Annotated in this window: 22 protein-coding genes and 2 pseudogenes; 14 read left to right on the forward strand and 10 right to left on the reverse strand. The window is 72.2% G+C overall.

The features are described from left to right. Positions 1-276: 276 nt before the first annotated feature. From EDD34_RS07525 to EDD34_RS07545, 5 genes are all read left to right on the forward strand, one after another. Positions 277-1,470, forward strand: coding sequence for an ATP-binding protein (locus EDD34_RS07525; protein WP_211341520.1), 1,194 nt, complete (start codon positions 277-279; stop codon positions 1,468-1,470). After that, a complete protein-coding gene (locus EDD34_RS07530) occupies positions 1,467-2,504 on the forward strand; it encodes a ParA family protein (protein ID WP_123814013.1) in 1,038 nt (345 codons plus the stop codon). Before EDD34_RS07525 ends, EDD34_RS07530 begins: the two co-directional genes overlap by 4 nt. A gap of 87 nt (positions 2,505-2,591) precedes the next feature. Beyond that, positions 2,592-3,056, forward strand: coding sequence for a hypothetical protein (locus EDD34_RS07535; RefSeq protein ID WP_123814014.1), 465 nt, complete (start codon positions 2,592-2,594; stop codon positions 3,054-3,056). Then, entirely contained in the window at positions 3,053-5,926 is a 2,874-nt protein-coding gene (locus EDD34_RS07540) for a CHAT domain-containing protein (RefSeq protein ID WP_123814015.1), read from the forward strand. Before EDD34_RS07535 ends, EDD34_RS07540 begins: the two co-directional genes overlap by 4 nt. A gap of 102 nt (positions 5,927-6,028) precedes the next feature. Further along, positions 6,029-7,291: an exonuclease domain-containing protein gene (locus EDD34_RS07545; protein WP_123814016.1), complete on the forward strand. Its 1,263-nt coding sequence runs from the start codon at positions 6,029-6,031 to the stop codon at positions 7,289-7,291. Between the two features lie 67 nt (positions 7,292-7,358). On the opposite strand, the gene EDD34_RS07550 is transcribed toward EDD34_RS07545, so the two are convergent. From EDD34_RS07550 to EDD34_RS07565, 4 genes are all read right to left on the reverse strand, one after another. Next, the gene (locus EDD34_RS07550; protein WP_246012238.1) at positions 7,359-8,123 is read right to left on the reverse strand and encodes an anti-sigma factor; all 765 of its coding nucleotides are present in this window, start codon (positions 8,121-8,123) and stop codon (positions 7,359-7,361) included. After that, positions 8,116-8,697, reverse strand: coding sequence for an RNA polymerase sigma factor (locus EDD34_RS07555; protein WP_425462374.1), 582 nt, complete (start codon positions 8,695-8,697; stop codon positions 8,116-8,118). Before EDD34_RS07555 ends, EDD34_RS07550 begins: the two co-directional genes overlap by 8 nt. A 115-nt stretch (positions 8,698-8,812) precedes the next feature. Beyond that, a complete protein-coding gene (locus EDD34_RS07560; RefSeq protein ID WP_170176994.1) occupies positions 8,813-9,376 on the reverse strand; it encodes a class F sortase in 564 nt (187 codons plus the stop codon). A gap of 161 nt (positions 9,377-9,537) precedes the next feature. Then, positions 9,538-10,434, reverse strand: a complete 897-nt coding sequence (locus EDD34_RS07565; protein ID WP_123814020.1) for a DUF4397 domain-containing protein — start codon at positions 10,432-10,434, stop codon at positions 9,538-9,540. Positions 10,435-10,726: 292 nt separating this feature from the next. On the opposite strand from EDD34_RS07565, the gene EDD34_RS07570 reads away from it, so the two are divergent. Both EDD34_RS07570 and EDD34_RS07575 read left to right on the forward strand, forming a co-directional pair. Beyond that, the gene (locus EDD34_RS07570) at positions 10,727-11,632 is read left to right on the forward strand and encodes a DNA-processing protein DprA (protein ID WP_123814021.1); all 906 of its coding nucleotides are present in this window, start codon (positions 10,727-10,729) and stop codon (positions 11,630-11,632) included. After that, the gene (locus EDD34_RS07575) at positions 11,629-12,381 is read left to right on the forward strand and encodes a hypothetical protein (protein ID WP_123814022.1); all 753 of its coding nucleotides are present in this window, start codon (positions 11,629-11,631) and stop codon (positions 12,379-12,381) included. Before EDD34_RS07570 ends, EDD34_RS07575 begins: the two co-directional genes overlap by 4 nt. 74 nt (positions 12,382-12,455) lie before the next feature. Here EDD34_RS07575 and EDD34_RS21570 read toward each other — a convergent pair whose 3' ends face one another. Further along, the gene (locus EDD34_RS21570; RefSeq protein WP_425462375.1) at positions 12,456-12,659 is read right to left on the reverse strand and encodes a response regulator transcription factor; all 204 of its coding nucleotides are present in this window, start codon (positions 12,657-12,659) and stop codon (positions 12,456-12,458) included. Between EDD34_RS21570 and EDD34_RS21575 the strand changes: the two are divergent. Next, positions 12,561-13,004, forward strand: a pseudogene (locus EDD34_RS21575) (hypothetical protein); the annotation flags it as partial. The gene EDD34_RS21570 and the pseudogene EDD34_RS21575 sit on opposite strands and share 99 nt — an antisense overlap. Here EDD34_RS21575 and EDD34_RS21580 read toward each other — a convergent pair. Beyond that, positions 12,894-13,241 (reverse strand): annotated as a pseudogene (locus EDD34_RS21580) (response regulator); the annotation flags it as partial. The pseudogenes EDD34_RS21575 and EDD34_RS21580 overlap by 111 nt on opposite strands. A gap of 40 nt (positions 13,242-13,281) precedes the next feature. Further along, positions 13,282-14,790 (reverse strand): sensor histidine kinase, encoded by a 1,509-nt coding sequence (locus tag EDD34_RS21125; protein ID WP_123814024.1) that lies wholly within the window; start codon positions 14,788-14,790, stop codon positions 13,282-13,284. A gap of 124 nt (positions 14,791-14,914) precedes the next feature. Here EDD34_RS21125 and EDD34_RS07590 point away from each other — a divergent pair, with 124 nt between their 5' ends. The 3 genes from EDD34_RS07590 (at position 14,915) to EDD34_RS07600 (ending at position 18,087) form a co-directional block, all read left to right on the forward strand. Then, the gene (locus EDD34_RS07590) at positions 14,915-15,751 is read left to right on the forward strand and encodes an ABC transporter ATP-binding protein (RefSeq protein ID WP_123814025.1); all 837 of its coding nucleotides are present in this window, start codon (positions 14,915-14,917) and stop codon (positions 15,749-15,751) included. Continuing rightward, positions 15,736-17,442 carry a hypothetical protein gene (locus EDD34_RS07595; RefSeq protein WP_123814026.1) on the forward strand — a complete coding sequence of 569 codons (1,707 nt, stop codon included), beginning with the start codon at positions 15,736-15,738 and terminating at the stop codon, positions 17,440-17,442. The genes EDD34_RS07590 and EDD34_RS07595 overlap by 16 nt, the downstream gene beginning before the upstream one ends. Positions 17,443-17,508: 66 nt before the next feature. Beyond that, positions 17,509-18,087 (forward strand): uracil-DNA glycosylase family protein, encoded by a 579-nt coding sequence (locus EDD34_RS07600; RefSeq protein WP_170176995.1) that lies wholly within the window; start codon positions 17,509-17,511, stop codon positions 18,085-18,087. Between the two features lie 190 nt (positions 18,088-18,277). Here EDD34_RS07600 and EDD34_RS07605 read toward each other — a convergent pair whose 3' ends face one another. Beyond that, positions 18,278-18,898 carry a DedA family protein gene (locus EDD34_RS07605; RefSeq protein WP_123814028.1) on the reverse strand — a complete coding sequence of 207 codons (621 nt, stop codon included), beginning with the start codon at positions 18,896-18,898 and terminating at the stop codon, positions 18,278-18,280. A gap of 156 nt (positions 18,899-19,054) precedes the next feature. Continuing rightward, the gene (locus EDD34_RS07610; protein ID WP_170176996.1) at positions 19,055-19,759 is read right to left on the reverse strand and encodes a class I SAM-dependent methyltransferase; all 705 of its coding nucleotides are present in this window, start codon (positions 19,757-19,759) and stop codon (positions 19,055-19,057) included. A gap of 65 nt (positions 19,760-19,824) precedes the next feature. Between EDD34_RS07610 and EDD34_RS07615 the strand changes: the two genes are divergently transcribed. After that, positions 19,825-20,652, forward strand: a complete 828-nt coding sequence (locus tag EDD34_RS07615) for an MBL fold metallo-hydrolase (RefSeq protein WP_123814030.1) — start codon at positions 19,825-19,827, stop codon at positions 20,650-20,652. Between the two features lie 68 nt (positions 20,653-20,720). On the opposite strand, the gene EDD34_RS07620 is transcribed toward EDD34_RS07615, so the two are convergent. Then, positions 20,721-21,758 (reverse strand): flavin-containing monooxygenase, encoded by a 1,038-nt coding sequence (locus EDD34_RS07620; protein ID WP_123814031.1) that lies wholly within the window; start codon positions 21,756-21,758, stop codon positions 20,721-20,723. A gap of 364 nt (positions 21,759-22,122) precedes the next feature. Between EDD34_RS07620 and EDD34_RS07625 the strand changes: the two genes are divergently transcribed. Together EDD34_RS07625 and EDD34_RS21490 are read left to right on the forward strand one after the other, a co-directional pair. Then, positions 22,123-24,618: a cation-translocating P-type ATPase gene (locus EDD34_RS07625; RefSeq protein ID WP_170176997.1), complete on the forward strand. Its 2,496-nt coding sequence runs from the start codon at positions 22,123-22,125 to the stop codon at positions 24,616-24,618. A 32-nt stretch (positions 24,619-24,650) separates the two neighbouring features. Beyond that, on the forward strand, positions 24,651-25,499 hold the full coding sequence (locus tag EDD34_RS21490; protein WP_123814033.1) for a helix-turn-helix domain-containing GNAT family N-acetyltransferase: 849 nt from the start codon (positions 24,651-24,653) through the stop codon (positions 25,497-25,499). Positions 25,500-25,585 lie beyond the last annotated feature (86 nt).

Here is a 25,585-nt window from a genome sequence, read left to right on the forward strand (position 1 = left end):
CCGGAGATTCGCGCCGGTCGCAGGGGAACAGGTCGATGCCAGGTCGCTCGTCATGGAGCTGCAGGGGGACAACCTGGTGTGATGGACGTGGGCGGGGCCGCGCGCGAACGAGACTCTGCGGGCTGCGACGTGCGGCCCCGGGGAACAGTCCCGCAACGAGTACCTCCAGCTCGACCACGCCGTCGGTCTCCCAGGTGTTCGTGGCGATGCGCCGAGACCCGACCCGACCGGACGATGTCCCTGGGCGCTGAGGTCCGGTAGGTGACAATGGCAGCCGTGAGCACCGACCTCGCCGAGACCCTCGGCACCCAGGAGACCGCCTCGCTCGAGTTCAAGGACTACGCGAACATCCGCAACAGGATGAACGACCTCGGCAAGTACGTCTGCGCCATGGCCAACGACCTGGTCGGCGCCGGTGGCGGCGACATCCTCATCGGTGTCAAGGACGACGGGACGCCTGCCGACTCGGTCGACACGAGCGATCAGACGCTGCTCGCGCTCACGGACCTGCGGGACAACGGCAAGATCCTGGACCGCCCTTCGCTGACGGTGGAGGTGGCGACCTACCGAGAGCGGGAGGTCGTTCGGATCAGGGTCCAGGCATCTGCGACGCCACCGGTTCGCTACGACGGCCGGTGCTGGGTCCGGCCAGGCCCCAGTGTTCGCGAGGCGACGCGCGACGACGAACGAGTGCTGTCGGAGCGCCGCCGCTCGGCCGACGGCCCGTTCGACACCCGTGCCGCCCTCGGCACCACCCTCGACGAGCTCGACCTCGAGATGTTCCGGTCCACCTACCTTCCCGCGATGGTCGCCCCGGAGGTCATCGCGGAGAACGGTCGGCCCGTCGGACTCCAGCTCGCGTCGCTCCACCTCGCCCAGAGGTCGGGTGATCCCGTCCCGACGATGCTTGGACTGCTGGTCATCGGCTTCGACCCGAGCAGCAGAATCCCTGGCGCCTACGTGCAGTTCGTGCGCTACCAGGGAACCGATCTCACCGCTCCCATCGCTGACGAGCGCGAGCTCCGCGGCAACATCGTCGATGTTGCGGATCAACTGTCGCCACTGGTCCGAGGACACCTGCGCAGCCGCTTGGTCAGCGATGGAGGGTTCCGGGAGGAGCAGGCGCCGGACTATCCGATCGAGGCGCTGCGGGAGATCTGCATGAACTCCCTCATGCACCGGAACTACGAGACCTCGAACGCCCCCGTGCGGATCGTCTGGTTCGACGACCGCGTCGAGGTCAGCAACCCTGGTGGACCGTTCGGCCAGGTCAGGAGCGACAACTTCGACAGGGTGACGGACTACCGCAACCCGTCGCTGGCCGCCGCGATGAAGGCGCTCGGCTACGTGAACCGCTTCGGCCGGGGGATCGGCCGCGTACGGGAGTCGCTTCGCCGCAACGGCAATCCCGAACCGGAGTTCGTGGTGGACGACGCGTCATGGACCGTCACCGTTCGGAGGCAGGTATGACCACGACCATCGCACTGTTCAACAACAAGGGTGGCGTCGGCAAGACCACGCTCGCGTACCACTTGGCGCACATGTTCAGCCGGCTCGGCGTGACCGTTCTGGCGGCTGATCTCGACCCGCAGTCGAACCTGACATCGATGTTCCTCGACGAGTCCGAGCTGGAGGAACTCTGGGACGAGCAGTCCGGGCTGATCGCACAGGGGGTCGCGTCGGCGGCCTCGCCAGGGCACTCGCCGCGGGTCACTGACGTGCGAACCATCGCGGATGCGGTCCGCCCGATCCTGGAAGGGCTGGGGGACATCGAACCGATCCAGCCGGCACAGATCGACTCGGGGCTCTGGCTCCTTCCCGGCAGCATCGAACTGAGCCAGTTCGAGGACCACCTGTCGCGCGCGTGGCCCCAGTCGTTCGCCGGAGAGCCTGCCGCGATCAGGACGACGACGGCGTTCTACCGGACAGTGACCAGAGCAAGCGAGTACGCGGGTGCCGACGTCGTCATCATCGATGTGGGGCCCAACCTGGGTGCGATCAACCGCGCCGCACTTCTCGGTGCCGATCACGTTCTCGTGCCGCTTGCCGCTGACCTGTTCTCCCTCAAAGGTTTGTCGAACCTCGGGCCGGTGCTGCGTCGCTGGCGCCGGGACTGGCAGGACGTCGTGGCGCCACGGATCCCCGCAGATATCGCCGCTCCCCGGGGCATCATGGAGCCGCTGGGTTACGTCATCATGCAGCCCGAGATGAGGCTGGATCGTCCCGTCAAGGCCTATGCGCGATGGCTCGAGCGGATCCCGTGGGTGTTCAGCACCGCGGTGCTCGACGCGGATCCGTCGAAGGAGCGGTCGCACGAGATCGCCACCATGCGCAACTACCGGAGCCTGATGCCACTCGCGCACGACGCGAGGAAGCCGATGTTCGATCTCCGGGCCGCGGACGGCGCGTTGGGCAGCACGCAGACCTACGTCAAGACGTGCTTTCAAGAATTCAGGTCGCTGGCCGAGCGGGTCCTCTCGCTGGCGGGCGTGTCCGTGTCATGAGGCGAGCCGGGTAGGTTGTCCTGGCTGAGGTTGTCCACCGCCCGCGGGCGCGGCTGATCGAGGCATCGGCCAGGAAGGCTGTGACAGATGGAGCCGGAGACGATTCGCCGGTCGCTCGACGCGATCGACGAGGCGGGCGAGCGGTACCTGCGAGCGCTCTGCCAGGAAAACGACGTCACCGTGGAGAGGGTCGGAGTGCGTACGCCCGACGCGATGCTTCTCGTGGCGCTCATCGGGGCGGCGGCGACGGTGTCGTTCGTCGTCGAACGCTGGCACGACCGGCTCCGGGGCGGGCAGGTGATCGACCTGAGGCCCGAGGCGGAGCGGGTGGCCTACCGCGATCCCGGGCTGGCGTACGGCTACGTGGTGGTCCGTGCGGTCGACGGCACCGTGACGGTGCATGTCCATGAGCTTCCGAGCCAGACGCTCGAGATCGTGAAGGTCGTCGTGGACGCGCTCACCGGGATGACGGGCAAGGGGGCGCACGAGATCGCCCGGATGGCCAGGGAGAGCGTGGACGGTCGGGCATCGGTGGAGGTCGACGGCCAGTGAGGTACCCCGGCCTGGCGCCGGCGGGTTCCGGTCCGCCCGGGTCGGGTTGGGCCCTGGCAGGGTCCGACGTTGCCGCAGCGGAGCGCGCGCTGCGTCGTCCCACCACCGGAGCCGGGGCGGTCCGGTTGGCGGAGGTGCTCCGTCGTCGGGCACGGCTCGCCGAGGCGCTGCGGGTGCTCGACGCCGCCCGCGCCGCGGGCACCGATCGACCGCTGCTGTGTCTGGCGGAGGGCAACGTGCGGTGGAACGACGGCGACCTGCCACGCGCCGTCGCAGCTTTCCGCGCTGCCGACGAGGCATGGGCGGCGGTAGGTGACCGGGACGGGCGCCTCGCGGCGCAACTCGGCATCGCACGCTGCGAGCGGATGACGGTCGGGCGGCGCGGGGGGCGTGCTGCGCTCGACGTCGCGCAGCGCACCGCCGTCGACGTCGGCGACGTGGACCTGCTCGCGGACCTGCGGCGCGAACGGGCCGCCTGGGCTCTGCTCGCCGGAGAGCACGACGCCGCGCTCTCGCTCGCCCAGGCGGCGGCCGAGACCCACCGGAGCACCGGCGACCGGTACCTCGCGGGGCTGGCGGACATCCTCGTGGCCCGCGCCTGGCACGCGGGCGGCGACGAGGACCGTGCGATCGGGCTGCTGCACGAGGCCCGGGCGCGCGGCGTCGAGATCGGCTCCTACGACCTCGAACAGCTGAGCGTGATCTACCTCGGGAACTTCCTCCAGCGTGCGGCTGCGCCTGACAGTCCTCGCTGGCACGCCGCCGAGACGATGCTGCGCGAGGAGATCGACCGCGCCACGGATCCGATCACCCGGGCCGAGATGCTCCTGCCGCTCGCGCACCTGCACCTGGCGGCAGGGGAGTTCGACCGCGCACAGGCAGAGCTCGACGAGTACCTGCGGCTGTACACGCTGGTCGGGGGCAACCGCATCAGCACCGGCAACTTCTACAAGGCACGGGCGCGCCTCGAACTGGCGCGCGGGGGCGGTTCCGGCGCGATGCGCATGGTGCGGCGCACGCCCCGCCTGATCGCCGCCCTCCGCGATACCCGCCGGAATCTGCGCCGCGCCGCGCTCGCGTACCGCGACGCAGGTCTCGAACCGGGGCGGCGCAGCATCGAGTGGCACCTCGGCGTGCTCGACCTGATGGCCGCGGGAAAGCCTCCGACGTCGCACGTGACCGCCGCCGGCAATCGGTTCGACGCGGCCCTGCGGCGCCTTGTCGTGGGGGAGGCTCTCCGGGCGTCGCAGAGGTGGGCGGACGCGCGAACCGCCTACGCCGCGGCGGAGGCCGATGCCGTGGCCTGCGGATCGACGGTGATGGCCGTTGCCGCGACGGCGTGCCGGGCGGAGGTTGCCGTCGCCGCGGGAGACACCGGCGGCGCGCTCGACGCGATCCGATCGATGCTGCGCCATACGGAGGCGATCCGGGCTGCGGTCGCCGTGGGTCCGGCCCGCGGAAACATCGGTGCGGTCGTACGATCCCACTACGAGCGGGCTGCGGTGCTGGCCGCCCGGCTCGGCGATGCGGACCTCGTGCTCGAACTCGTCGAGCGCCTGCGCACCGAGCGGCTGGCCGGGCTGCTGCGCAGCGGCACCCAGCAGCTGCCGGAGGAGGTGCGAGACCTTCTCGCCCGGATCGACGACACGAACACGGCGTTGCTGAACGCGAGCGCCGGCGTCCGGCCCGGCCGGTCCGCTCCCGAGATCGAGGATCTGGCTGCGCTCACCCCCGAGGCGCTGGCCGCCCGGTCGGAGAGCCTCTACGCCGAGCTGGGACGGCGCACCTCTGAGCTGTTCGCCGTCGCCGCCGGGGCGGTGCCGGTGGACTGGGATGCGGTCGCCACGCTCCGGCAGGACATCCTCGCGCTGGTCACCGTGCCCGACGGCGACGGCGAGGTGGTCATCACGGTGTGGCGGTCGGCCGACGGCGACGGCGCGGTCACGGTCACCGAGGTGGACGACACCCTGGCCTCCTTGAGGGACACACTCGTCCGTCCGGATTCTGCGGGTCTGCTGCGCCGCGTGGACCTGATGAGCTCTGACCTGGAACCGATACGACGGCTGCTGCCGTCGGCGTTCACGGCGGCGGCGACGAGGGCGGCCACGCCGATCGACCTGGTCATCATCCCCACCGCGTGGCTGTGGGCGGTGCCGTTCGCGGGGGTGCCCCTCAGCGAGGACGGCTCCGTGGTGCTGGTCGAAGCGGCGGACCTGGTCCTCGCGCCCTCACTGCGGTTCTTCGTCGAGGCCACCACCCGGACGCGGCCCGACACGGTAGGCGGCCTGGGTGCGGTGTCCTGGAGAGCGCCGGACGCAGGGATCTCGGCGCCCGAGATCGACGCGCTGCGGCACCATGCCGGGACCACCGTGCAGCTGCGCCGGCCCGAAGACGTTCGGGAGACCTTCGTTCGCGGCGGCTCCCGCTACCGGACGGCTGTTCTGGCGGCGCACGGTAACAGGGAACCCGGCCTGGCCCAGGCTGTGGTCGACGGAAACAGGCCAGTGCTGTCCGCGTCCGACTATCTCGACGGCGACCGCTTCCCACCCCGCTTCCTGTCCGTCGCCTCCTGCCACAGCGGCTATCCGCGCGGCGAGGATCCCCACGAGCCGCTGGGTCTCGCGCTTGCCGCGCTCACCGCGGGCGTCGAGCAGGTGGTGTCGTCCACGTTCGAGATGGATGCCTACGAAGGACCGGCGACAGACACCCTCAGGCAGGTCTACACGGAGCTTGCGCGCGACGGCGACGTGCCGGCGGTGCTGTGCCGGATCCTCCGCGAAGGACTGCGCGCGAGGAGTTTCGCAGGGGAGCCGCTGTACCGGTGGGCGGTCCTGTCCGTCATCGGCACCCATCCGTGGCCCTCGGCGTGACCCCTCCCCGGGCGAGTTCACCCGCGTCCCCGGTTCCCGCCCGCCGCCACGCGTGCCACGATTGCCTCCGTTCGAAGCGCTGACCAGGGATGAGGGGCTGGATTGGGTGGGTACGCGGTCGTCGATGTCGAGACGACGGGGCTGGTTCCGGAGGCGCACGACCGGGTCGTCGAGATCGCCGTCGTGCAGGTGACGCCCGACGGCGTGGTCGAGGACACCTGGTCGACGCTCGTCAACCCCGGCCGCGACCTGGGCCGCCAGGACATCCACGGCATCAGGGCGGCCGACGTGCGGCACGCTCCGGCGTTCGGCGACGTCGCCGGGCAGGTGGCGCGGCTGCTGCGGGGCAGGACGTTCGTCGCGCACAACGCGCAGTTCGACCGCCGGTTCGTGTGGCACGAGTTCGCACGCCAGGGGGTGGACGTCCCGCTGATCGAGCCGACGACGCTCTGCACGATGCGTACGGGGTCGCTGCTCTCGCCGGGCGCGCCGCGGTCGCTCGCCGGGAGCTGCGGCCATCACGGGGTCGAGCTGCGGAACGCGCACGAGGCGATGTCCGACGCGCTCGCCGCCGCCGGGCTGCTGCGCGTGTTCCTGGACCGCGGGTCGCGCCGCACGGTGCCGGGATGGGACGACGTCGTCGAACTGGCGGAGACCACGCCGTGGCCCGAGCTGCCGGCCGGGTCCGCTGCGCCGGTCGCTCGCGGGGTGTCGACCACGCGGGACACCCACCTCCTCGCCCGGCTGGCGACGGTCCGGAACCGGCCGATCACCACCCGGGTGAAGGAGGGGTACCTGGAACTGGTGGACCGGGCACTCCTCGACCGGCACATCTCCGCCCGTGAGCACGACCAGCTCGCGGCGTACTGCGTCGAGGCCGGGATCGGGCGGGCGGTGGCGGGCACGCTGCACCGGGAGTACCTCGCGGCCCTGGCCTGCGCGGCCCGTTCCGACGGTGTCCTGACTCCCGACGAGCAGGCCGACCTCCGCGCCGTCGCCGCGATGCTCCACGTGCCCGACGACGAGGCGGACCACCTCCTGCTCGCGGCGCGCGGGACGACGACGGTTGCCGGTGGCGGGACGACGACGGCTGACGGCGGGGCGGGCCGCGTCGTGGCACGGCGCTCGCATCTCGCCCCGGGCGACCACGTCGTGTTCACCGGCGCGATGCGTGAGCCGCGCGACGTCTGGGAGCGGCGTGCCCGCGACGCCGGGCTGGTGCCGCACCCGGCCGTGACCAAGAAGGTGCGCCTGGTCGTCGCGGCCGATCCGGACTCGCTCTCGACCAAGGCCCGCAAGGCGGAGGCTTACGGCATCACCGTGGTGAGCGAGGACGGGTTCGACCGGATGATCGGCATGCTGTAGGTGCCGCCGGCATCACCTGCGTGAGTGGATGCGGTCGGACCGACCCGCGTCGACAAACAGCCGACCGTCACGTGCCGAGAGTGCCACGCACCAGGGAATCCCCGGAGTGTGCCGGGTCCCCGTCGAACGGCTCCTCGGACACGTCCACGACGGCGAAGTCCGTCAGGTCCAGCCCGTCGGGAATGGTGAAACGGCCCTCACCGCCCTGCAGCACTCCGAGACTGATCAGGCCGCTCGCGTCCGAGGTGAGCAGCCAGACCTCGCGGTAGCCGTCCCCCGGCGCCGGCGAGTCGATCGAGACGACCAGTTGCTGGCGGCCGTCTCCTGTCTGTTGCACGACGGCCTGCCCGGTCTCGCCCGGCGAGTCCGCCCGCACGGGGGACAGCGCCGCACTCGCGACGGTGGCCTCCGCCGGCTGGAGGTCGCGCCGTTCCCAGAGGACTCCGCCGGCGATTCCCAGAACGAGTGCGGTGCCGGCGGCGACCAGTGCCGGCATCCAGAAGCTCCGCCTGCCCCCCGTCGTCCCACCGTCACGGTCTGCCCCTGCCGGAGTCTCGGTGGCGTCTCCGCCGATCCGCCTTACGGGTGCGTCGTCCGGCTGGAGAGCGTCCGGCGGGGTGGTGAGGCCGAGCTCGCTGTGGATCCGTGTCCAGACCTCGGGGCGCGGCGGTACCAGGGCGGCCTCGCGCTCGTCCGCCCGTGCGCCGTTCACCACCCGGGCGAGTCCGGCGACCGTACGGGCGCACTGGGCGCAGTCCTGGAGGTGAAGGCGCTGTTCTGGTTCGAGCACGTCCTCGCCCAGGGCGTAGAGCGCGAGCGCGTCGTCATCCACGTGTGGCACCATCCACCTCCAATCGGTCGCGCAACCTGGTCAGGCTGCGTCGGACATGGCTCTTGACCGTACCGAGCGGCAGGTCGAGCTTTTCCGCGATCTGCACGTGGGTGAGATCCCGGAAGAAGGCCAGCCGGAGAATGGTCCGGGCAGGGTCTCCGAGCCGACGCAGCTCGTCCTCGATCGTCACCCGGTCGGCCACGCGTTCCACCGCCGATTCGGCCTCCGGGGTGGTGCGGACGTCGGTCGCCGCGTCGATCGAGCGGAGAACCCGCGTCCGTGCCTGGTGCGCGTCCGCGATCGCGTGGCGGGTGATCCCGACCAGCCACGCAGGCAGCCTGGCCCGGCCCGGATCATAGCGGTCGCGGCCCCGCCAGGCCGCGATGAAGACCTGCTGGGTCACGTCCTCGGCGTCGGTGCGGGAGCCCAGGGACCGCCATGCCATGGTGTGGACCAGAGCGGACCAGCGGTCGTATGCCTCGGACAACGCCGTCTCGTCTCCCTCGGCGAAGCGCCGGCCGAGACGGAGCACGTCCGACCCTGCGTCGTCGAGTTCGGCGTCGTCGGCGTTCAGCGGGCATCCTCTGGCTCGGACGGTGACCCCGGTGGCAGGCCACCACCATCGGCCTGGTTCGATCGTAGTGCGCGGCCAGGCGCCGCGACCACCGGTACTGGTTGCCATGGTGACCTCACCCGGCGGGCTCCGCGGTCACCACGATGTTGTCCGTGTACGAGCGGGCCTCGGCATCCCACTCGCCGCCGCAGGTCACGAGCACGAGACGGGGACGTCCGGACCGGTCGAACAGGTCGTCCAGCGAACCCTCGGACTTCGTGTCCGCGCGCACCTGCGTCACTGTGTAGTTGTGGGTCCTGCCCGCTCCCGTGCGGACCTCCACCTCCGTGCCGACCTCGGCCCGAACGAGCCGTGCGAACGGGCCTACGCTGTTCTCGTCGTCGACGTGAGCGGCGACGATGGTCGTTCCGGAACGGCTCGCCGGTGCCGAGCCGAATCGGTACCAGGCGGCTTCTTCCGCCGACTCGGGTAGCGCCATACGACCTTGCTCGTCCACCCCCTCGGGTCGCACGGGTACGTCGATGTCCAGTTCGGACACCCTCACCTGGACGGGTGCGGGGGGTGCGGGCGCGGGTGCGTCCTGGGCCGGCCGGACGGGGACGTCCTGTGGCGACCCCACCCCCGGGGCCCGCCGGTCTCGCTCGGCGTCGTCGTGGACCGCACCCTCCGCGGTGGACACGGAGACCGAGCCGACCGGGGATGGCGCGGTGGCTTCCGGCTCAGGTCCTGCCGACCCGTTCGGGCTCGTGCAGGAGGTGAGGAGGATCGTGAGGCCGGCCGCCGCGGCACCGGCGGTTCGCGCACGAACCGTCGGTGCCGCGGAGCCATGGTGTCGTGCCGTCATCGACGCCGTGTGCTGGGCGAGGTGGGAGCCTGCTCCCGCACGGACCCGCGGTGTGCGCCGGCCAGCTTCCTGGTCGCCGCGGCGACCGCCAGGCCGGCCAGGAGCAGGCCCGCCACGACCGCGACCGTGCTGACCATCGCGTTCGGCGTTGCGTCGGCTGCCATGCCCGAGGTGCCGGCAGGCACCCCACCGGGCGCGGAGTGGAGTCCGTCGATCGTCTGCGTCGCCAGTGCCAGGGTGTCGTCGTCCAGGCTCCCCCAGGCGTAGACGATGGTGTTGACGCCGTCGGCGATCTCGACGTCGGCCGGGCCGAGGACCGGTTCCGTGGTGCCCGCCGCCGCGACCGAGGCCGACACGGTGCCCGCCGGCAGGTCGAGAAGGGCCTCGTCCGGATTCTCCAGCCCGGTGATCACGGGCTCACCACCGGCCAGGACGTCGACGGCCGGTGCCGCCGCGACGTGACGCACCGTCAGCCGGCCCTCGCCTGCCGCGGTCTCGGAGAGGTCGTTCATGAACAGCGTGGCCGTCGGCGCGCCGCCCGCGTCCAGGTGTGCGACGGCGGTGTAGTTGCCGCCGGCGTCGAGTGTGAGGTCGACCGGGCCGATCACCGGATCCGAGGCGTCCTCCGCGTCGGCGGCGGTGATGGCCACGCTGTAGGTGCCCGCCGGCAGTTCGAGGGGGCCCGCCATGTCGCCGGGCTCGAAGTCGTCGACGGTGAGCTCGCCGTCCACCCAGACGTCGACCGTCGTGTCCGGCACTCCGTGCAGGACGGACAGGGTGGCGTCGTGCGAGTCGGCCCAGGCCGACGAGGCCGATCCGGTCACCGCCAGGCCGAGTGCTGCGATCGTCGCGGCACCCACCAGCGGGGCACGGCGTCGTGTTGTCTGTTTCATGGTGTCCTCCGGGTCACGGACGCCGAGAGCGTCGACGTCTTTGTTCTGACAACTCTTCTTCTGCCGATCACCGGGGTACGGATGCAGTGGCCGCGCATCTTTTTTGCGCGATGCTCTCCGAGCGCCGCGCCGCACCCGTCGTCATGGCACGGGCACCAGTGCCCTGGGGCGGTGCGCTGATATCCCGACCGGCCGATCCATCATCATTGATAGAACAACAGTTCGATAACACTCGCCGGGTGTTCGGCAGCGCCTGACAGGACAACCGGCGCCAGGGCTCTACGCTGGCCTCATGACCGACCGCCGCGACGAGATTGCCGCACTCCTGGTCCTCCTGCGTGAGCGGAAGTCGACCTGGGGGCGGATCGCGTCGCAGGTCGCGTTCGAGGGAAGTGCGCTCTCGCTACGGACTGCCACAGAGGGCGACGGGGCGCTCTTCGACCTTCCGGCCGATGAAGCTCGGATCGACGAGGCGAGGACGGATGTGCAGGCCTGGGAGTCGCAGGGCCTGCAGATCGTGACGGTGCTTGACGCGCGGTACCCGCAGCGGCTCCTGGATATCAGGGAGACACCCCCGTTCCTGTTCTATGCCGGAGACCTGCGGTCGGATGACGCGGGGATGTCGCTCGTCGGCTCGCGGAACACGTCGCCGGACGGGTTGCGCCTGGCTGGGGACATCGCTCGATTCTTGGTCGATCAGGGTATGACCGTGATCAGCGGCCTGGCGGCAGGGGTTGACACGGCCGCTCATCGGGCGGCGCTCGATGCGGGCGGCAGGACTGTGGCGTTCATCGGGACAGGCATCACGCGGGCCTACCCGGCAGCCAACGCCGACCTGCAGCAGGAAGTTGCCGAGCGCGGGCTGGTGCTCTCACAGTTCTATCCGGAGGCGCCGCCGACCAAGCAGTCGTTCCCGATGCGGAACGCGTCGATGTCGGGCTACGGGCTGGCGACGATCGTGGTCGAGGCAGGTGAACACAGTGGGACGCGCATCCAGGCCAGACTGGCCGGCGAGCACGGGCGGCCGGTGATCCTCACCGAGAAGGTGGCATCCACGACGACATGGGGCAGCGCGCTACGTGGTCAGCCCGGCGTATACATCGTGGAGTCGATGGACGATCTGGCGGCTGCGGTACGAGAGATTCAGGAGCAGCCGCGCAGGGTTGATGAGGCGCTCGCCGCCCTGATGAGTGCGTGACGCGAGGGCTGTCGACCGCCGTTCGACCCATCGCCGACTTCCTTCAGACTGCCCATGGGCGCTATCTCCACAATGTGGTGTTCGAGGCCGGCGTGACGTGCTCCGTCTGCGCGACGCCACTCAACCATGCGATCGACGTCCTGTGTCCGCCGTGCCAGCGGCATGTCCGGTCAGGGCTTCCGCTGGCGAACAGGGTGGGCGTCCTGATCTACGCCGAGAAGTATGACTCGCAGGGCTACAAGGTCGTGCATCAGTACAAGGGCCCGAACCCAGGTCGGGACGTGGATCGTGTGATGACTTCCCTGGTCGCGCTTGGGCTGAGGGGGCATGTGTCATGCGGGCTGGCGACGTCGAAGTCCGGTTGGGCGGTGATGCCGTCGTCGAAGGGCCGGACCCGGCTCGGAGAGATCGTGCGCGGCATGACGAGGCGCCCCGACGCCGAAGTCCAGCTTTCGGCAGCGGCTGATTTCGAGCGCCGCCGCCTTCGGCCCGCGAACTTCGTCGTCGGGTCCGACCGCCTTCCGGAGCACGTCCTGCTGGTGGACGACTCCTGGGTGAGCGGCTCGAATGCCCAGTCGGCTGCCGCGGCACTCAAGCAGGCAGGTGTGAGGGACGTGACGGTCTTCGTGGTTGCTCGGGTGCTCGACCCGCAGTATGGGCCGACGCGGCGGTTCCTCGCCTCGCATGGGCGTCCTACCTTCAACGCGACTGCGTGTCCATGGACGGGCGCTGCGTGTCCACGAGGCTGAGGGCACTCCCGGAAAATCGGAGGTGGGGTCGCCGTCGAGGGGTACGCGCGCCGTATTGACGACGAACCCGCCCGTCAGCCGCGGCGGTTCGCCTCGTGGACCGCTATGGCCAACTGGGTGCGGTTCGTCAGGCCGAACTTCGTCAGCGCGCTCGAAAGGTGAGACTTCACGGTGCTCGGGGAGAGGTACAGCTCCCGCGCGATCTCCGAGTTGCCCATGCCCTCGGCCACGGCCAGGGCGACGTCGCGCTCGCGGTCCGTCAGAAGGTCCAGGTCCAGCCGGGTCCCCGGCCGGTCGTCGCTGCCCGACGGCGGGCCGTGGCTGCCTCCCGCCGCGGACTCGGCGGCCGACGGGGTGCGAAGGGCGCCCTCGGCAGCCCGCGCGGTCACCGGTGGCGTGCCGGGTTCGCGTCCCGTCGTCGGCTCGGTCAGGGCCACGTGATCGATGAGGCGGCGCAGTGCCGTGGGGGAGACGGTCGGCTCGCCCGTCGCGGCGGCGTGCACGGCCCGCACGAGCTCGGCGGGTGGCGTGTGCTTGAGCAGGAACCCCACGGCCCCGGCCCGCATCGCGTCGAGCACGACCCGTTCGGTGTCGAAGGTGGTCAGCACGAGGACGGCGGGTAGGCCGAGGTCGGGTTCGGCACGCAGCCGGCGCAGCGCGGTCACGCCGTCGACCCGGGGCATGCGGACGTCGAGCAGCACGACGTCCGGTGTCGTCTCCCGGACCGCGGTCACGAGGCGGTCGCCGTCGTCGACGTCGCCGACGACCTCCAGATCCGGGGAGCCGGCGAGCATGAGGCGCAGTCCGCGCAGCACGAGCGGGTCGTCGTCGACGAGCAGGAGGCGGACCGGTGCGGTCATGGTCGCCACCCGGGACGGGCGGTGGGGACGTCGGGGGTGCTCATGGCCGCACCCGGAGCCGGGCGGTGAGCCGGAAGTCGCCGTCGTGCACGCCGTGCTCGATGGTTCCGCCGTCCAGCCGCACGCGCTCGTCGAGCCCGGTCAGGCCGGCGCCCGCGCCGGGGATCTCGCCGGGTCCGACGCCGACGGGCAGGGGGTTGGCGACCGTGAGGCGCACGCCGTCGTCGTCGGCCACGACCTCGACGTGCACGTGTGCCTGCGGGGCGTGCTTGCGGGCGTTGGTGAGGCCCTCCTGGACCACGCGGAACGCGGTGCGCTGGATGGTGTCGGGCAGGGTCGAGGAGCCGAGGTCCACGTGGGTGGTCACGCGCTGCCCGGCGCCGCGTGCCTCGTCGACGAGCCGGGTGAGGTCGGTCAGCCGAGGCTGGGGGTGGTCCGGGTCGATCGCGTCGTTGTCCGTGTCGTCGGCACGCAGTACGGCCAGCACGTGGCGCAGTTCCTCGACGGCCAGGTGCGCGTTCTGGCGGATCACCGAGACCGCCTCGCGGATCTCGACGGCCGACGGCGGGGCGGGGCGGGGCGGCGACGGCGCCGGGCGAGCCGACGGGATCGTCGGGGTCGTCACGCTGCCAGGGCGGGCTGTCGTGGTCGGGCCCGCGACGGTCTCCGCGGTCCCGGTCCCGGTCCCGGCCCTGGTCCCGGTGCCGCTGCCGCCGTCGGTGCCGGTGCCCCTGCCCGTGCCGCTGCCGGTTCTGGTGCCGGTGGCCGTCGCGCCGGTCGCCGCGTCGAGCCGGTACTCCAGAGCGCCCGCGTGCACCGACACGAGGGAGACGCGATGGGCGAGCACGTCGTGCATCTCACGGGCCACGCGTTCGCGCTCGTCCCGGCGGGCGCCGGCGATCCTGGCCTCGAACAGCTCCCGTTCGCGGGTCGCGTCGGCGCGGATGCGGTCGAGCGCGAGACGGCGCGAGCGCGCCAGCAGGCCGAAGCTGAGGGCCACCAGATGCAGCAGCACCATCATCGCCACATACCAGGGCCAGGTCATCCCCGGCAGGGGGAAGACCGCGTGGTAGGGCATCCCGGCAGCCAGGTACACGGCGGTCATCCCGACCGCCACGTGAGGCGGCGCGTGCGAGCCCAGCCGGTAGACCGTGGCGACCGCCGCGAATCCCGCACTCGTCGCGGCGGCGGCCGGTACGAGCACGACGAGCGCGACCGTGACCGGCCGGAACCGTGCCCACCACAGCGCGAGGCATGCGACGAGGCCTAGGGCGCGGTCCAGCGGCCAGTACCAGTCAGGGATGGCGGCGTAGGTGTCGAACGTGGCGAACCCGTAGAACCACCACACCAGCAGCGCGATCGAGACCTGGAGGCTGTCCGCGACCCATTCACCGGTGGTGCGCTGGGCGTGGAGCCTGCCGAGCCGGGCGACGGCGGCGCGGAGCCGTGCGGGTGCGGGTGCGGAGGGTCGGCCGGACGCTTCGGGACGTTCGAGGACCGGGGGGCGCCCCGCCGGTTCCCGTCCCGTGTCGGCGTCGGAGGTGACCATGGTTCCGAGGATAGGTCCGCCCGCGCGCGGCGACTGCGGACGGGCAGGTGAGATGCCCGATCGGCGGAGGAGGCGTACCCGATCGGCGGAGGCGCCGCCGTCCGTCGTCGGCCAGCCTGGAGCCATGACCACCACTTCCGAACGGCCCGCACCCGAACCGGGCGGGCCGGCCGCCGGTGAAGCCGGCGGTCCCGCCGTACCCGAACCCGCCCTGGAACTGGCCGGCCTGCGCCGGGAGTTCGGCGACAAGGTCGCGGTCGACGACATCGACCTGACCGTGCCGCGGGGCTCGTTCTTCGGCCTCGTCGGCCCGAACGGCGCCGGGAAGACGACGGCGTTGTCCATGGCGACCGGCCTGCTGCGCCCGAGCGGCGGGCGGGCGCTGGTGCACGGCATCGACGTCTGGCAGGAGCCGGTCGCCGCCAAGCGCATCCTGGGCGTGCTGCCGGACGGGCTGGCGCTCCCCGAGCGCCTGACCGGCGGCGAACTGCTCACCTACTGGGGCAGGTTCCGGGGCATGCCCGCGAATGTCGTCGCGGACCGGATCGCCGAGCTGATGCGCATCCTGGAACTGGAGGAGGCCGAGGAGCTGGGCACCCTGGTGGGCGAGTACTCCACCGGCATGCGCAAGAAGATCGGCCTGGCGACGGCCCTGCTGCACACGCCCCGTCTCCTCGTGCTGGACGAGCCGTACGAGGCGGTGGACCCGGTCTCGGCCCGCGTGCTGACGGCGATCCTGCGCCGCTTCACGGCGGCGGGCGGCAGCATCATCATCTCCAGCCACGTGATGAGCCTGGTGGAGAGCCTGTGCGACCGTGTGGCGATCATCGCGGCGGGGAGCGTCCTGGCGGACGGCACACTCGACGAGGTGCGTGGGGGCCGGAGCCTGGAAGACCGGTTCGTGGAGCTGGTGGGCGGCACCGAGCTGGGGGAGGAGGACCTGGCATGGATCGGTGGCTGATCTCCCTCAAGCTGACGATGCTGCGGCACTCGACGCCGGGGATGCGCATGGCGGGCTGGGCCATCGGCGCGGCCCTCGTCGTCGTGACCTGGGCGGCGACCCTGAACGCCGGGAGCGACGCCGCGCGGCACTCGATCCTGACGCTCGGGCTGCTCCTGTGGGGTGTGGGTACCGCGATCGGTCCGGTGCTGATGAGCGGCTCGGGCACGCTCCGGCCCGGCTACTTCACGCTCCTGCCGCTGTCCCGTCCGGTCCTCGGCCGCGGCCTGCTCGTGAGTGTCTATGTGAGCGTCGCGGCCGGTGTCGTGCTGGCCGCGCTGCTGGCGCCGGGTGCGCATGCCGTGCTGCTGGCGCCGGTCACCCTCGGGGTGGCCGTACCGGGGGCGGTGCTCACGTGGATCCTGCTGGTGGCGCTGTCGCGGCTGGTGTACGGGCTGCTCGGCGCGGCGATGGGGTCGCGGGCCGGGGTCGAGATCGCGAGCATCCAGTTCGGGCTGATGTTCGCGGGCATGTTCGCCGGCTGGATCCCCGTGCAGGTCGCGATCGAGCGGACGCCGGACTTCCTGGCCACCGGCATCGCCGACACCACGGTGTCCCGGGCCCTCGACCTGAGCCCCACCTCGTGGACCGTGCTCGCGATCGAGCGGGCGGCGCGCGGTGACTGGGGCGGCGCGCTGCTGCTGCTCGGCGGGCTGGCCGTGCTGGCCGCCGCGGTGATCGCGGCGACCATCCCGCTGCTCGTGCCGTCCGCGGAGCCGGACCGACGACGGCGCGGGCGGCGCCGGTCCGCACGTCTCGTCGCGGGTGGTGGGTGGCTGCCGGCCACGCCCACCGGCGCCGTCGTCGCCAAGGAGGTACGGCAGTGGAGCCGGGACGCCTGGCGGATGGTCGAGACGCAGTCCGGCGTCTGGACCGGTGTGCTGATCGGCGCGTTCGCGCTGGCCAGCGCCGAACTCGGCGACGTGGCGGCCTTCGCCGGACTCATCATCACGTTCATGGTGGGGATCTCCGCCTGCACCGTCTACGGACAGGACGGCAGCGCGATCTGGCTGGACCTGGTCGGACAGGACGAGGGGTCGGTGCGGGCCGACGTCCGGGGGCGGCAGTGGGGCGTCGTCCTGACCGTCCTGCCGAAGATCCTCCTGGTGTCCGTCGTGTTCGTGCTGCTCAGCCAGGCATGGTGGGCGGTGCCGATCCTCCTGGCAGCGATTCCCGCCCTGCTCGGCGCCGCGACCGGGGCGGCACTGATCGTCGCGGCGGTGGGCGTCTCACCCGGCGTCGACCCCCGGCAGCGGGTCGGGCCCAACGACGCGGTCGGGAACATCACCTTCCACGTGTGGATCTCGATGCTGCTGATGCAGATCGCCGTGCTGCCCACCGGGGGGATGGTGCTCCTGCACCTGCAGGCCCCGGCGCCGTGGACCGCGCCGGCGCTGGTGGTCGCCGGGGTCGCGAACGGGTTCGGTGCCGCGTGGGCGCTCGGGCTCGTGACGATCCGCTACCTGGACAAACGGCTGCCCGACCTGTTCAGCCGCATCCGCTACGGCCAGATCTTCCGCCCCGGCGGGAGACGCGCCGGCTGGGGCGGTCCGCTCGACTGGTTCGAGTCGTCCACCCTCAAGGGCGAGCAGGAGGCGAAGAAGCTCAAGCAGAAGCAGCGTGAGGCCCGGCGAGCCAAGGCGAAGGTGTAGGTCCGCGCGCGGCCGGTGCCCGCAGCGGCCACGCCGCCCTTTGCTCGGGCGGGCGATACTGGCGCCGTGAACTTCGAGTCCATCCGGCAGGCGATCGTCGCCGACCCCGAGAACGCCGCGGCGCGCGAACACGGCTACGAGCCGCTGTACCAGGCGGGAGCGGGGGCACGGGTTGTCGTCGTCGGGCAGGCGCCGGGGCGCAAGGCGCAGGAGAGCGGCCTGGCCTGGAACGACGCCAGTGGGAAGAAGCTGATGGACTGGCTCGGCGTGTCCGAGCCGCAGTTCCGCGACCCGGACCTGTTCGCCCTGCTGCCGATGGACTTCTTCTACCCGGGCAAGGGCGCGAACGGCGACCTGCCGCCCCGCAAGGGGTTCGCGGCGCGCTGGCACACGCCGCTGCTGGAGCTCATGCCCGACATCCGGCTCACCGTCCTCGTCGGGAGCTACGCCCAGGCGTACTACCTGGGAGACCAGGCGGGGCGCACCCTCACCGACACCGTCCGCGCGTTCCGTGACCACCTGCCCGACACGCTCCCGCTCGTGCACCCGTCCCCGCTGAACTTCCGCTGGCAGGCCCGCAACCCGTGGTTCCTTACCGACGTCGTCCCCGTCCTGCGCGACCACGTCGCGGCCGCCCTCCGGTGAGACACCCAGGCCCTTCCTGAGCAGGGCCGAGTCATCCCGGCGACACCCTCCGCCGGCGACCACGCCATTTCGCCCGGTGGTTGCGTTCCCACCCCGCGAAATGGCGTGGTCGCCGCAGCCGCCGGCCCGCCGGCGTCGGCCCGGCGCTCGGCCGTCCGGCGGCGGTCAGCCGGTGCGGAGCCGCCGGCCGTCAGTCGTCGGCGCTCGCCGCGCGGTCCTGGCGCCAGGCGCGGATGCCCGCCACGACCGACGCGAGGATGACCACACCCGCGATCCCGTACGCGACGGGCCGCACCGCCGGGATCGACGCCGCGAAGTAGCCCATCAGCGTGATCAGGACACCCCAGGTGAACGCGCCCACCACGTTGGCGGTGACGAACCGCCAGTACGCCATGTCGGACACCCCGGCGACCGCCGGGACGAAGACCCGTCCCCACGGCACGTACCGCCCCACCACCACCGACCACCAGCCGAACAGGTCGTAGAACCGTTCGGTCCTGGCGATCCCGTTCTGGACCCAGCGCCCGCGCCGGCCGGTGAGGTAGGGGCGCCCGTACCGGCGTCCGAGCAGGTACCCCACCTGGTCGCCGGCGATCGCGGCGATCGCGATGCCCGTGGTGAGCACCCAGATGTTGACCGACGTGGTGCTGCCCGCCACGAGGCCCGCGCCGAACAGCAGCGAGTCCCCGGTGAGGAACGGCAGGAACACGCCCACGAACAGGGCCGTGCCCACGAACACGAGCCCCCACACCACCAGGTAGAACGCGATCGGGCCGAGCGCGTCGAGCCAGGCGGAGACGTCGTCGCTCATCGTGTGCCGGAAGGGTCGGGCGGCACGCCGGGAGCCGAGTGCGGGGTCACCATGTCGAGCACTATCGCACCCGGCGCGCGGATTCCGTAGCCCGGACCTGCGGCGTGCCGGACCGACGGCACTGCTCGGACGGCCGGTTCAGGTCGGACGGCCGGTTCAGCGGCGGAACAGGGCGGCGTTGAGGAAGTCGGCGCCGAACGTCTCGTCCACGTCGGGGCGCACCGCGCGCAGCTCCACGGGGCGCAGGGCCCTGAAGATCCGCCCGAGGTCGTCGAGGGTGAAGGCCGTACCGCCCGCCGTGTCGCCCGTCGCGAGGACGTCGCGGTCGCCCGCGCTGGGCTGACGTTCCTGGGAGAAGGCGACGATCGCGTAGCGGCCACCGAGTCTCAGGAGCGGCAGGAGCCGCTGGAGGTAGGTGATGCGGCGGTGGGGCGCGAGGTGGTGGAAGCAGCCGGAGTCGTAGATCAGGTCGAACGGCCCGGCCGGGAGCGGGTCGCGCAGGATGTCGAGCGCGTGGACCTCCATGCGGCTCGGGAGGGTGGGCCGGACGTCGTCGAGCACGGCGGCGGCCAGGTCGACGCCGACGACGTCCGCGCCTCGCTCGGCCAGCCACCGCCCGTTGCGCCCGTTGCCGCAGCCGACGTCGAGGACGCGGGTGCCGTCGACCTCACCGAGGAGTCCGCGCCCGTGCCAGTCGACGAGCGGCTCGTCGGGGAGGGACGTGTTGAGCGGGTGGTCCTCGCGGCGCAGGAGCCGCTCCCAGAATCCCGCCGCGCGGGCGCTGGTGCGGTCGCCGCGTTCGTGCTCGTCGAAGGTCTGGTCCAGGGCCTCGAACAGGTCATCGATCGTCGCGATCCGCACACCCGGATTGTCCCACCGAGTCGGCGTGCCACCGAATGTCGCCCAGCGCGTCGTACGGTGGTCCGATGAGTGTCGCAGCCCAGGTCGATGTCGTCGTCGCGCCCGTGTTCGGGACCAACTGCTGCGTGGTGGCGGCCCCTGGGAGCGGGGTCCGGGACTGCGTCGTGGTCGACGCCGGCGCGGGCGTGGCCGACGGCGTCGCGCGGGTGGTCGAGGAGCGGCGCCTCCGCCCCCGCGCGGTGCTGGCCACCCACGGACACGCGGACCACACCTGGGACGCGGCCGAGCTGTGCGAACGGTACGACGTGCCGATGTGGATGCATGCCGCCGATGTGTACCGGCTCGACGACCCGTTCGGAACGCTGGTCAGCGGCGCGGGTGCGGCCGCCGTGAGCAGCGCGCTCGGCCGGGAGCTGGCCGCGCTCGGGTTCGCACCGGAGGCGTACCGCGCCCCGAAGCCGGTGGAGGGGTTCGAGACCCGCGGCGGCTCGGCGGACCTCACGTTCGGCGCGGTGACCCTGCGGGCCGTGCACGCACCAGGACATACGCAGGGTTCGACCCTCTACCTGCTGGATCCGCCAGGGAGCGACGGCGGGGCGGCCGGACGGGGCGGGACGGGCGAAGACGCCAGGACGGGCGGGCGCACCACGACGGGCGCCGAGGCCGACGCCGCCACGCCGGACAGCGCGCCGTCCGGGATCGTGCTCACCGGGGACGTGCTGTTCGCCGGGTCGATCGGCCGTACCGACCTGCCCGGCGGCGACGACGCGACGATGCGGGCGACGCTGAGTGACGTCGTCGCTCGGCTGGACCCGGGCCTGGCGGTCGTCCCGGGCCACGGGCCGACGACGACGGTCGAACGGGAACTGGCGACCAACCCGTACCTGAGGTGAGCCGACGGCGGGAAGGTGCATCGTCGGCCACCTGACAGGTCTCCCGGGCCGGGCCGGCCCCCGCCGGTCTACCGCCTCGTCAGGCGGCGGACCACGTACCGCGCGTCGCGGCCGACGCCACGGATCGAGGCCGACGAGAAGCTGCGCTGCCATTCCAGGCCGACGTAGCCCAGGCCGGGATGTGTGGTGGACAGGCCGTGGCGCTGCCGGGGCCTGCCCGTCGCGTCGAGCGCGCCGAGACCCCCGAGATACGAGGTGCCGGGACGGAACCCGGTGGCGAGCAGGATGGTGTCGACCTCGTCGGTGCCGCCGTCGGGCCAGGTGACGGTGCTGCCGTCGACGGCGGTGAACATGCCGCGCCGGTCGGGCCGTCCGGCGTCGATCGCGGCCTGGTAGGTGCCGGGATCGACGACGGGCATGCTGGGGTGGTCACGCAGCCACGGTCCGACCGGGAGTGCGTCGAACCCGCTGACGGTCGACCAGAAGTGCACGTCCCGGCCGAAGGGCTGCTGCGGCGCGTAGCGGATGGGTGCGCGCGTGGCGAGCGTGACCCGGGCGTGCGGGGCGAGGTCGACGGCGATCTGGATCGCCGAGTTCGCCGCCCCCACCACCACGACCCGCTGCCCCGCGAACGGGGCCGGGTTCCGGTACTCGCTCGAATGCAGGACCGTGCCGGCGAAGCGGTCCAGCCCCGGCAGGACGGGCCGGTGGGGCGAGCTGAACGCCCCGGTGGCGGCGATCACGATCGGCGCGTGCAGCGGCTTCTCGCCCTCGACCTGGACGGCGAACCCGTTGCCGTCGTGCGTGACGGCGGTGACGTGGTGTCCGGTGCGGAGGTCCGCGTCGAGCGTCTTGGCGTAGGTGCGCAGGTAGTCCACGACCTCGTCGCGGTGCGGATAGCGGCCCGGGTCGCCGGGGAACGGGAGGCCGGGCAGTGCGCTGTACCGGGCGGGGGAGAAGAGATGGAGGCTGTCGTAGTAGCGCGGCCATGAACCGACCGGCTCGTCGCCGGATTCGAGCAGCACGGGGCGAAGCCCGCGGGCCAGGAGAGCATGGGCGGCGGCGAGGCCGGCCTGCCCGCCGCCGATGACGATCGCGTCGGTCATGTTCGGTGTCCTTTCGGGTGGGTGGCTGCCGTGGTGGCTGGTGCCAGGAACGCGGACCTCGCATCTCCACCTCCTTGATCGATCCTTGTCGATCGAATGTCGACGAACTTTATCGACGGATGTCGATCGATGCAAGGATCGGCCCTGGTCACCCGGGAGTGAAGGGGCATGCGGCACGATCACCGGAACCGGGCCATGCTGGAGGCTGGGACCACTGGGAGCCGACCCGAAGGGGGACGCCGTGGCGCCGGCGAACGAGAGGGTGCACAAGTCCGGATCCGGCGCGCGGGACGGCGCCCCACCGGTAGGTCGAGGGAAGACACGGGCCCGCCCGTGGCAGGTCGGGTCCCCGCACGGTCTCCCCGTGGACGAGGTGGTGGCGCGGCTGGAGGTCGATCCGGAGCGCGGACTCACCGCCGACGACGTCGCGCGCCGCAGGGCCGCCGCGGGGCGGAACGCGCTGGAGGCGGCCGCCCGGGTGTCCGGCTGGCGGATCCTGCTCGACCAGGTGCGCGGTGTGGTGGTCATCCTTCTCGCCGCGGCGGTCGTCGCCGGGCTGGCCATCGGGGAGATCCTGGAGGCCGCCGCCGTCGCGGTGGTTCTCGTGGTCAACACGGTCGTCGGCTTCGTCACCGAACTGCGCGCCGTGCGATCGATGGAATCCCTGCGCCGCCTCACCGCGACTCAGGCCGACGTCGAGCGACAGGACCGTCGCGACGAGATCGACGCCGTCGAACTCGTCCCGGGCGACATCGTGTCGGTGGAGGCAGGGGACCGGGTCCCGGCCGATGTACGCCTCCTGGAGGCGGGCGACCTCGTCGTCGAGGAGTCCGCTCTCACCGGCGAGAGCGAGCCCGTCGTGAAGGACGTCGAGCCGGTGCCCGCCGACACGCCGCTCGCCGACCGCACGAACATGCTCTACAGCGGCACCACGATCAACGCCGGCCGGGGCCGCGGGGTCGTGGTCGCCACGGGCGCCGCGACAGAGGTGGGTCGCATCGCGGACCTGGCGGCGTCCACCGCGCCCGCGCAGGCGCCGCTGCAGGCAGGACTGGACCGCCTCGGTCGCGCCCTGTCGCTCGTCGTGATCGGTGTCGCCGGAGCTCTCGCCGGGCTCGGGCTGGTCCGTGGCCTGGAGATCGGCGAGGTGATCGAGGTGGCGATCGCTCTGGCCGTCGCCGTCGTACCGGAAGGGCTTCCCGCCGTCGCCACGCTCACGCTCACCGTCGGCATGCGCCGAATGGCCCGTGCACGGGCGCTCGTCCGCCGACTGCCGACGGTGGAGACCCTGGGCAGCACGAGCGTGATCGCCTCGGACAAGACCGGCACTCTCACGGCCAACGAGATGCGGGCCGAGGAGGTCGCGCTCGCGGACGGCGTGGAGGAGCGGACGCTCTGGGAAAGCGCGGTGATCTGCAACGACGCCGACGTCGCCACTGACGGCGACCCGGTAGGCGACCCCACCGAGGTGGCGCTGCTGCTGGGCGCGGAGGATCACGGGCTCGACTGGCGCGCGCTGCGCTCCGACCATGCCCGGTCGGACGAGGTCCCGTTCGACCCGGTCACGAAACGCATGGCGGTCGTCGTGGACGGGACGGCCCACATCAAAGGTGCTCCCGAGGCGCTGCTCGATCCGCGGCGGCACGCCGGCCTCATCGCCCGGGCCGATGCCATGGGGGAGCGGGCACTGCGCACCCTCGCCGTCGGGGCCGGCCCGGTGCCTGACGGCGCGGACGACGACGGGGTGTTCCGCGCTGCCGAGATCCACGGGGTGGTGGGCATCATGGACCCGCCGCGCCCTGCCGCCGTCGACGCGATCGAGACGTGTCACCGGGCGGGGATCCGTGTCGTCATGATCACCGGTGACCAGCCTCGCACGGCCGTCGCCGTCGCCCGCCGGCTCGGGCTCCGCGCTGATCGGGCCGTCACCGGTGCGGAGCTCGACCGCCTGGACACGGACGCGCTCGCCCGCGAGGTCCAGGACGTCGACGTCTTCGCGCGGGTGGCCCCGGAGCACAAGCTGCGCCTCGTCCACGCCCTCCAGGATGCCGGCGGCGTCGTGGCGGTCACCGGCGACGGCGTCAACGACGCCCCCGCGCTGCGTCAGGCCGACGTCGGCATCGCCATGGGTCGTACGGGAACCGACGTCGCCCGCGAGGCGGCCGACATCGTGCTCACCACCGACGACTTCAGCACCATCGAGCAGGCCGTGCAGGAGGGCCGGCGCATCTTCGAGAACATCCGCCGATTCGGCCAGTTCCTGTTCTCCTGGCACCTGGCGGTCGTGCTCGTCGTCACCGTCGCGCTCGCCCTCGGGCTCGACCCACCCCTCGCGGCGCTCATGATCCTGTGGAACAACCTGATCATCGACGTGATCCCGTCCTTCGCCCTGGCGCTCGAGCCCCGGAGCGACCAAGCCATGCGGGAACCTCCCCGGTCCAGGGACGAACCCGTCCTCGGCGCGGGCACCGTGCGCCGCATCCTGGTCCATGGCACCCTGGTCGCCGCCGTCGGCTTCACCGCCTACCTCCTCGCCCAGGGGCTGACCGCGGACCTCGCCGAGGCGCGCACCCTGGTCTTCGTCACCCTCACGGGCGCGCAACTGCTCGCCGTGTTCAACGCCCGCACGGACACCGGTTCCGGGTTCCGCGGTGCGGGCGGCAACCCGTACCTGTGGGGAGCGCTCGCGATCACCGTCGCGCTGCAGTCCCTGGCGCTCGGCGTGCCGGCCCTGCGGGAACTGCTCGGCCTGAGCACCCTCGGCGGCCGGGAATGGGCGCTCGCGCTGTCCCTGGCCGTCGTCCCGCTGGTGATCGTGCAGGGGTCGCGGATGCTCCGCTCACGTCGCGCCGGTGATTGACCAGACCATCGATTCTGGTCGATGCTGAGGCCATGACGACGACCGTGTCCGCCGGGTCCCCGAGCCCGGTCCTGCCCGAGGCCGATGCCGCCACCTATGCGGAATGGTTCGCCTGCCTGGCCGAGCCGACCCGCGTGCGGCTGCTGCACGCCGTCGCCACCGCACCGCGCGGGACCACCGTCGGCGCGCTCGCCGAGATCCTCGGCATCAGCCAGTCGACCTGCTCCCACCACGTGCGCAAGCTCGCGGACGTCGGGTTCCTCCGGGTGCGGAAGGAGGGCACCGCCACGCTGGTGACGATCAACGCCGCCTGCTGCGTCGGCCTCCCGCACGCCGCCGACGCCGTGATGGGCGTCCTCGCGCCGCGGCCGTGCTGCCCCGATGACGTGCCGGCCGACGTCGAGGTGCGCGAGCTGCGCGAGGAGGACTGGGCCGCCGTGCGCCGCATCTACGGTGAGGGCATCGCCACCGGCATGGCGACCTTCGAGACGGTCGTGCCGAGCCGGGCGTCACTGGACGCGAAGTGGCTGCCCGGGCACCGCTGGGTCGCCGAGCGGGAGGGCGAGGTCGTCGGCTGGGCCGCCGCGACCGCGGTGTCGGCGCGCGAGGTCTACGCCGGGGTCGCGGAGACCTCGGTCTACGTGGCCGACGGCCACCAGGGCCGCGGCATCGGCAAGGCCCTCATCCGCAAGCAGGTCATGGCCGCCGACGAGGGCGGCCTCTGGACCCTCCAGACCTCGATCTTCCCCGAGAACCGCGCGAGCGTGGGCCTGCATCACGCGGCGGGCTTCCGGACGCTCGGCGTCCGGGAACGGATCGGCCGGCGCGACGGCGTCTGGCGCGACACGGTCTTCCTGGAACGCCGCAGCGCGGTGAGCTGACGCCGGTACCCCGTACCCGGCGGGCCCAGCGGACGGTGGCAGACCGACCGCACGACGACCAGCCCGCGCCCCCACGCATCGCTCGC

The organism is Myceligenerans xiligouense, from assembly GCF_003814695.1.
Classification (GTDB): domain Bacteria; phylum Actinomycetota; class Actinomycetes; order Actinomycetales; family Cellulomonadaceae; genus Myceligenerans; species Myceligenerans xiligouense.

What these genes read in the sequence shown, in the direction of transcription:
- EDD34_RS21490 (WP_123814033.1), top strand. Translation starts at nt 24,651, where the DNA reads ATGACGACGACCGTGTCCGCCGGGTCCCCGAGCCCGGTCCTGCCCGAG.
- EDD34_RS07595 (WP_123814026.1), top strand. Translation starts at nt 15,736, where the DNA reads ATGGATCGGTGGCTGATCTCCCTCAAGCTGACGATGCTGCGGCACTCG.
- EDD34_RS07535 (WP_123814014.1), top strand. Translation starts at nt 2,592, where the DNA reads ATGGAGCCGGAGACGATTCGCCGGTCGCTCGACGCGATCGACGAGGCG.
- EDD34_RS07590 (WP_123814025.1), top strand. Translation starts at nt 14,915, where the DNA reads ATGACCACCACTTCCGAACGGCCCGCACCCGAACCGGGCGGGCCGGCC.
- EDD34_RS07615 (WP_123814030.1), top strand. Translation starts at nt 19,825, where the DNA reads ATGAGTGTCGCAGCCCAGGTCGATGTCGTCGTCGCGCCCGTGTTCGGG.
- EDD34_RS07530 (WP_123814013.1), top strand. Translation starts at nt 1,467, where the DNA reads ATGACCACGACCATCGCACTGTTCAACAACAAGGGTGGCGTCGGCAAG.
- EDD34_RS07605 (WP_123814028.1), bottom strand. Translation starts at nt 18,898, where the DNA reads ATGAGCGACGACGTCTCCGCCTGGCTCGACGCGCTCGGCCCGATCGCG.
- EDD34_RS07620 (WP_123814031.1), bottom strand. Translation starts at nt 21,758, where the DNA reads ATGACCGACGCGATCGTCATCGGCGGCGGGCAGGCCGGCCTCGCCGCC.
- EDD34_RS07570 (WP_123814021.1), top strand. Translation starts at nt 10,727, where the DNA reads ATGACCGACCGCCGCGACGAGATTGCCGCACTCCTGGTCCTCCTGCGT.
- EDD34_RS21125 (WP_123814024.1), bottom strand. Translation starts at nt 14,790, where the DNA reads ATGGTCACCTCCGACGCCGACACGGGACGGGAACCGGCGGGGCGCCCC.
- EDD34_RS07565 (WP_123814020.1), bottom strand. Translation starts at nt 10,434, where the DNA reads ATGAAACAGACAACACGACGCCGTGCCCCGCTGGTGGGTGCCGCGACG.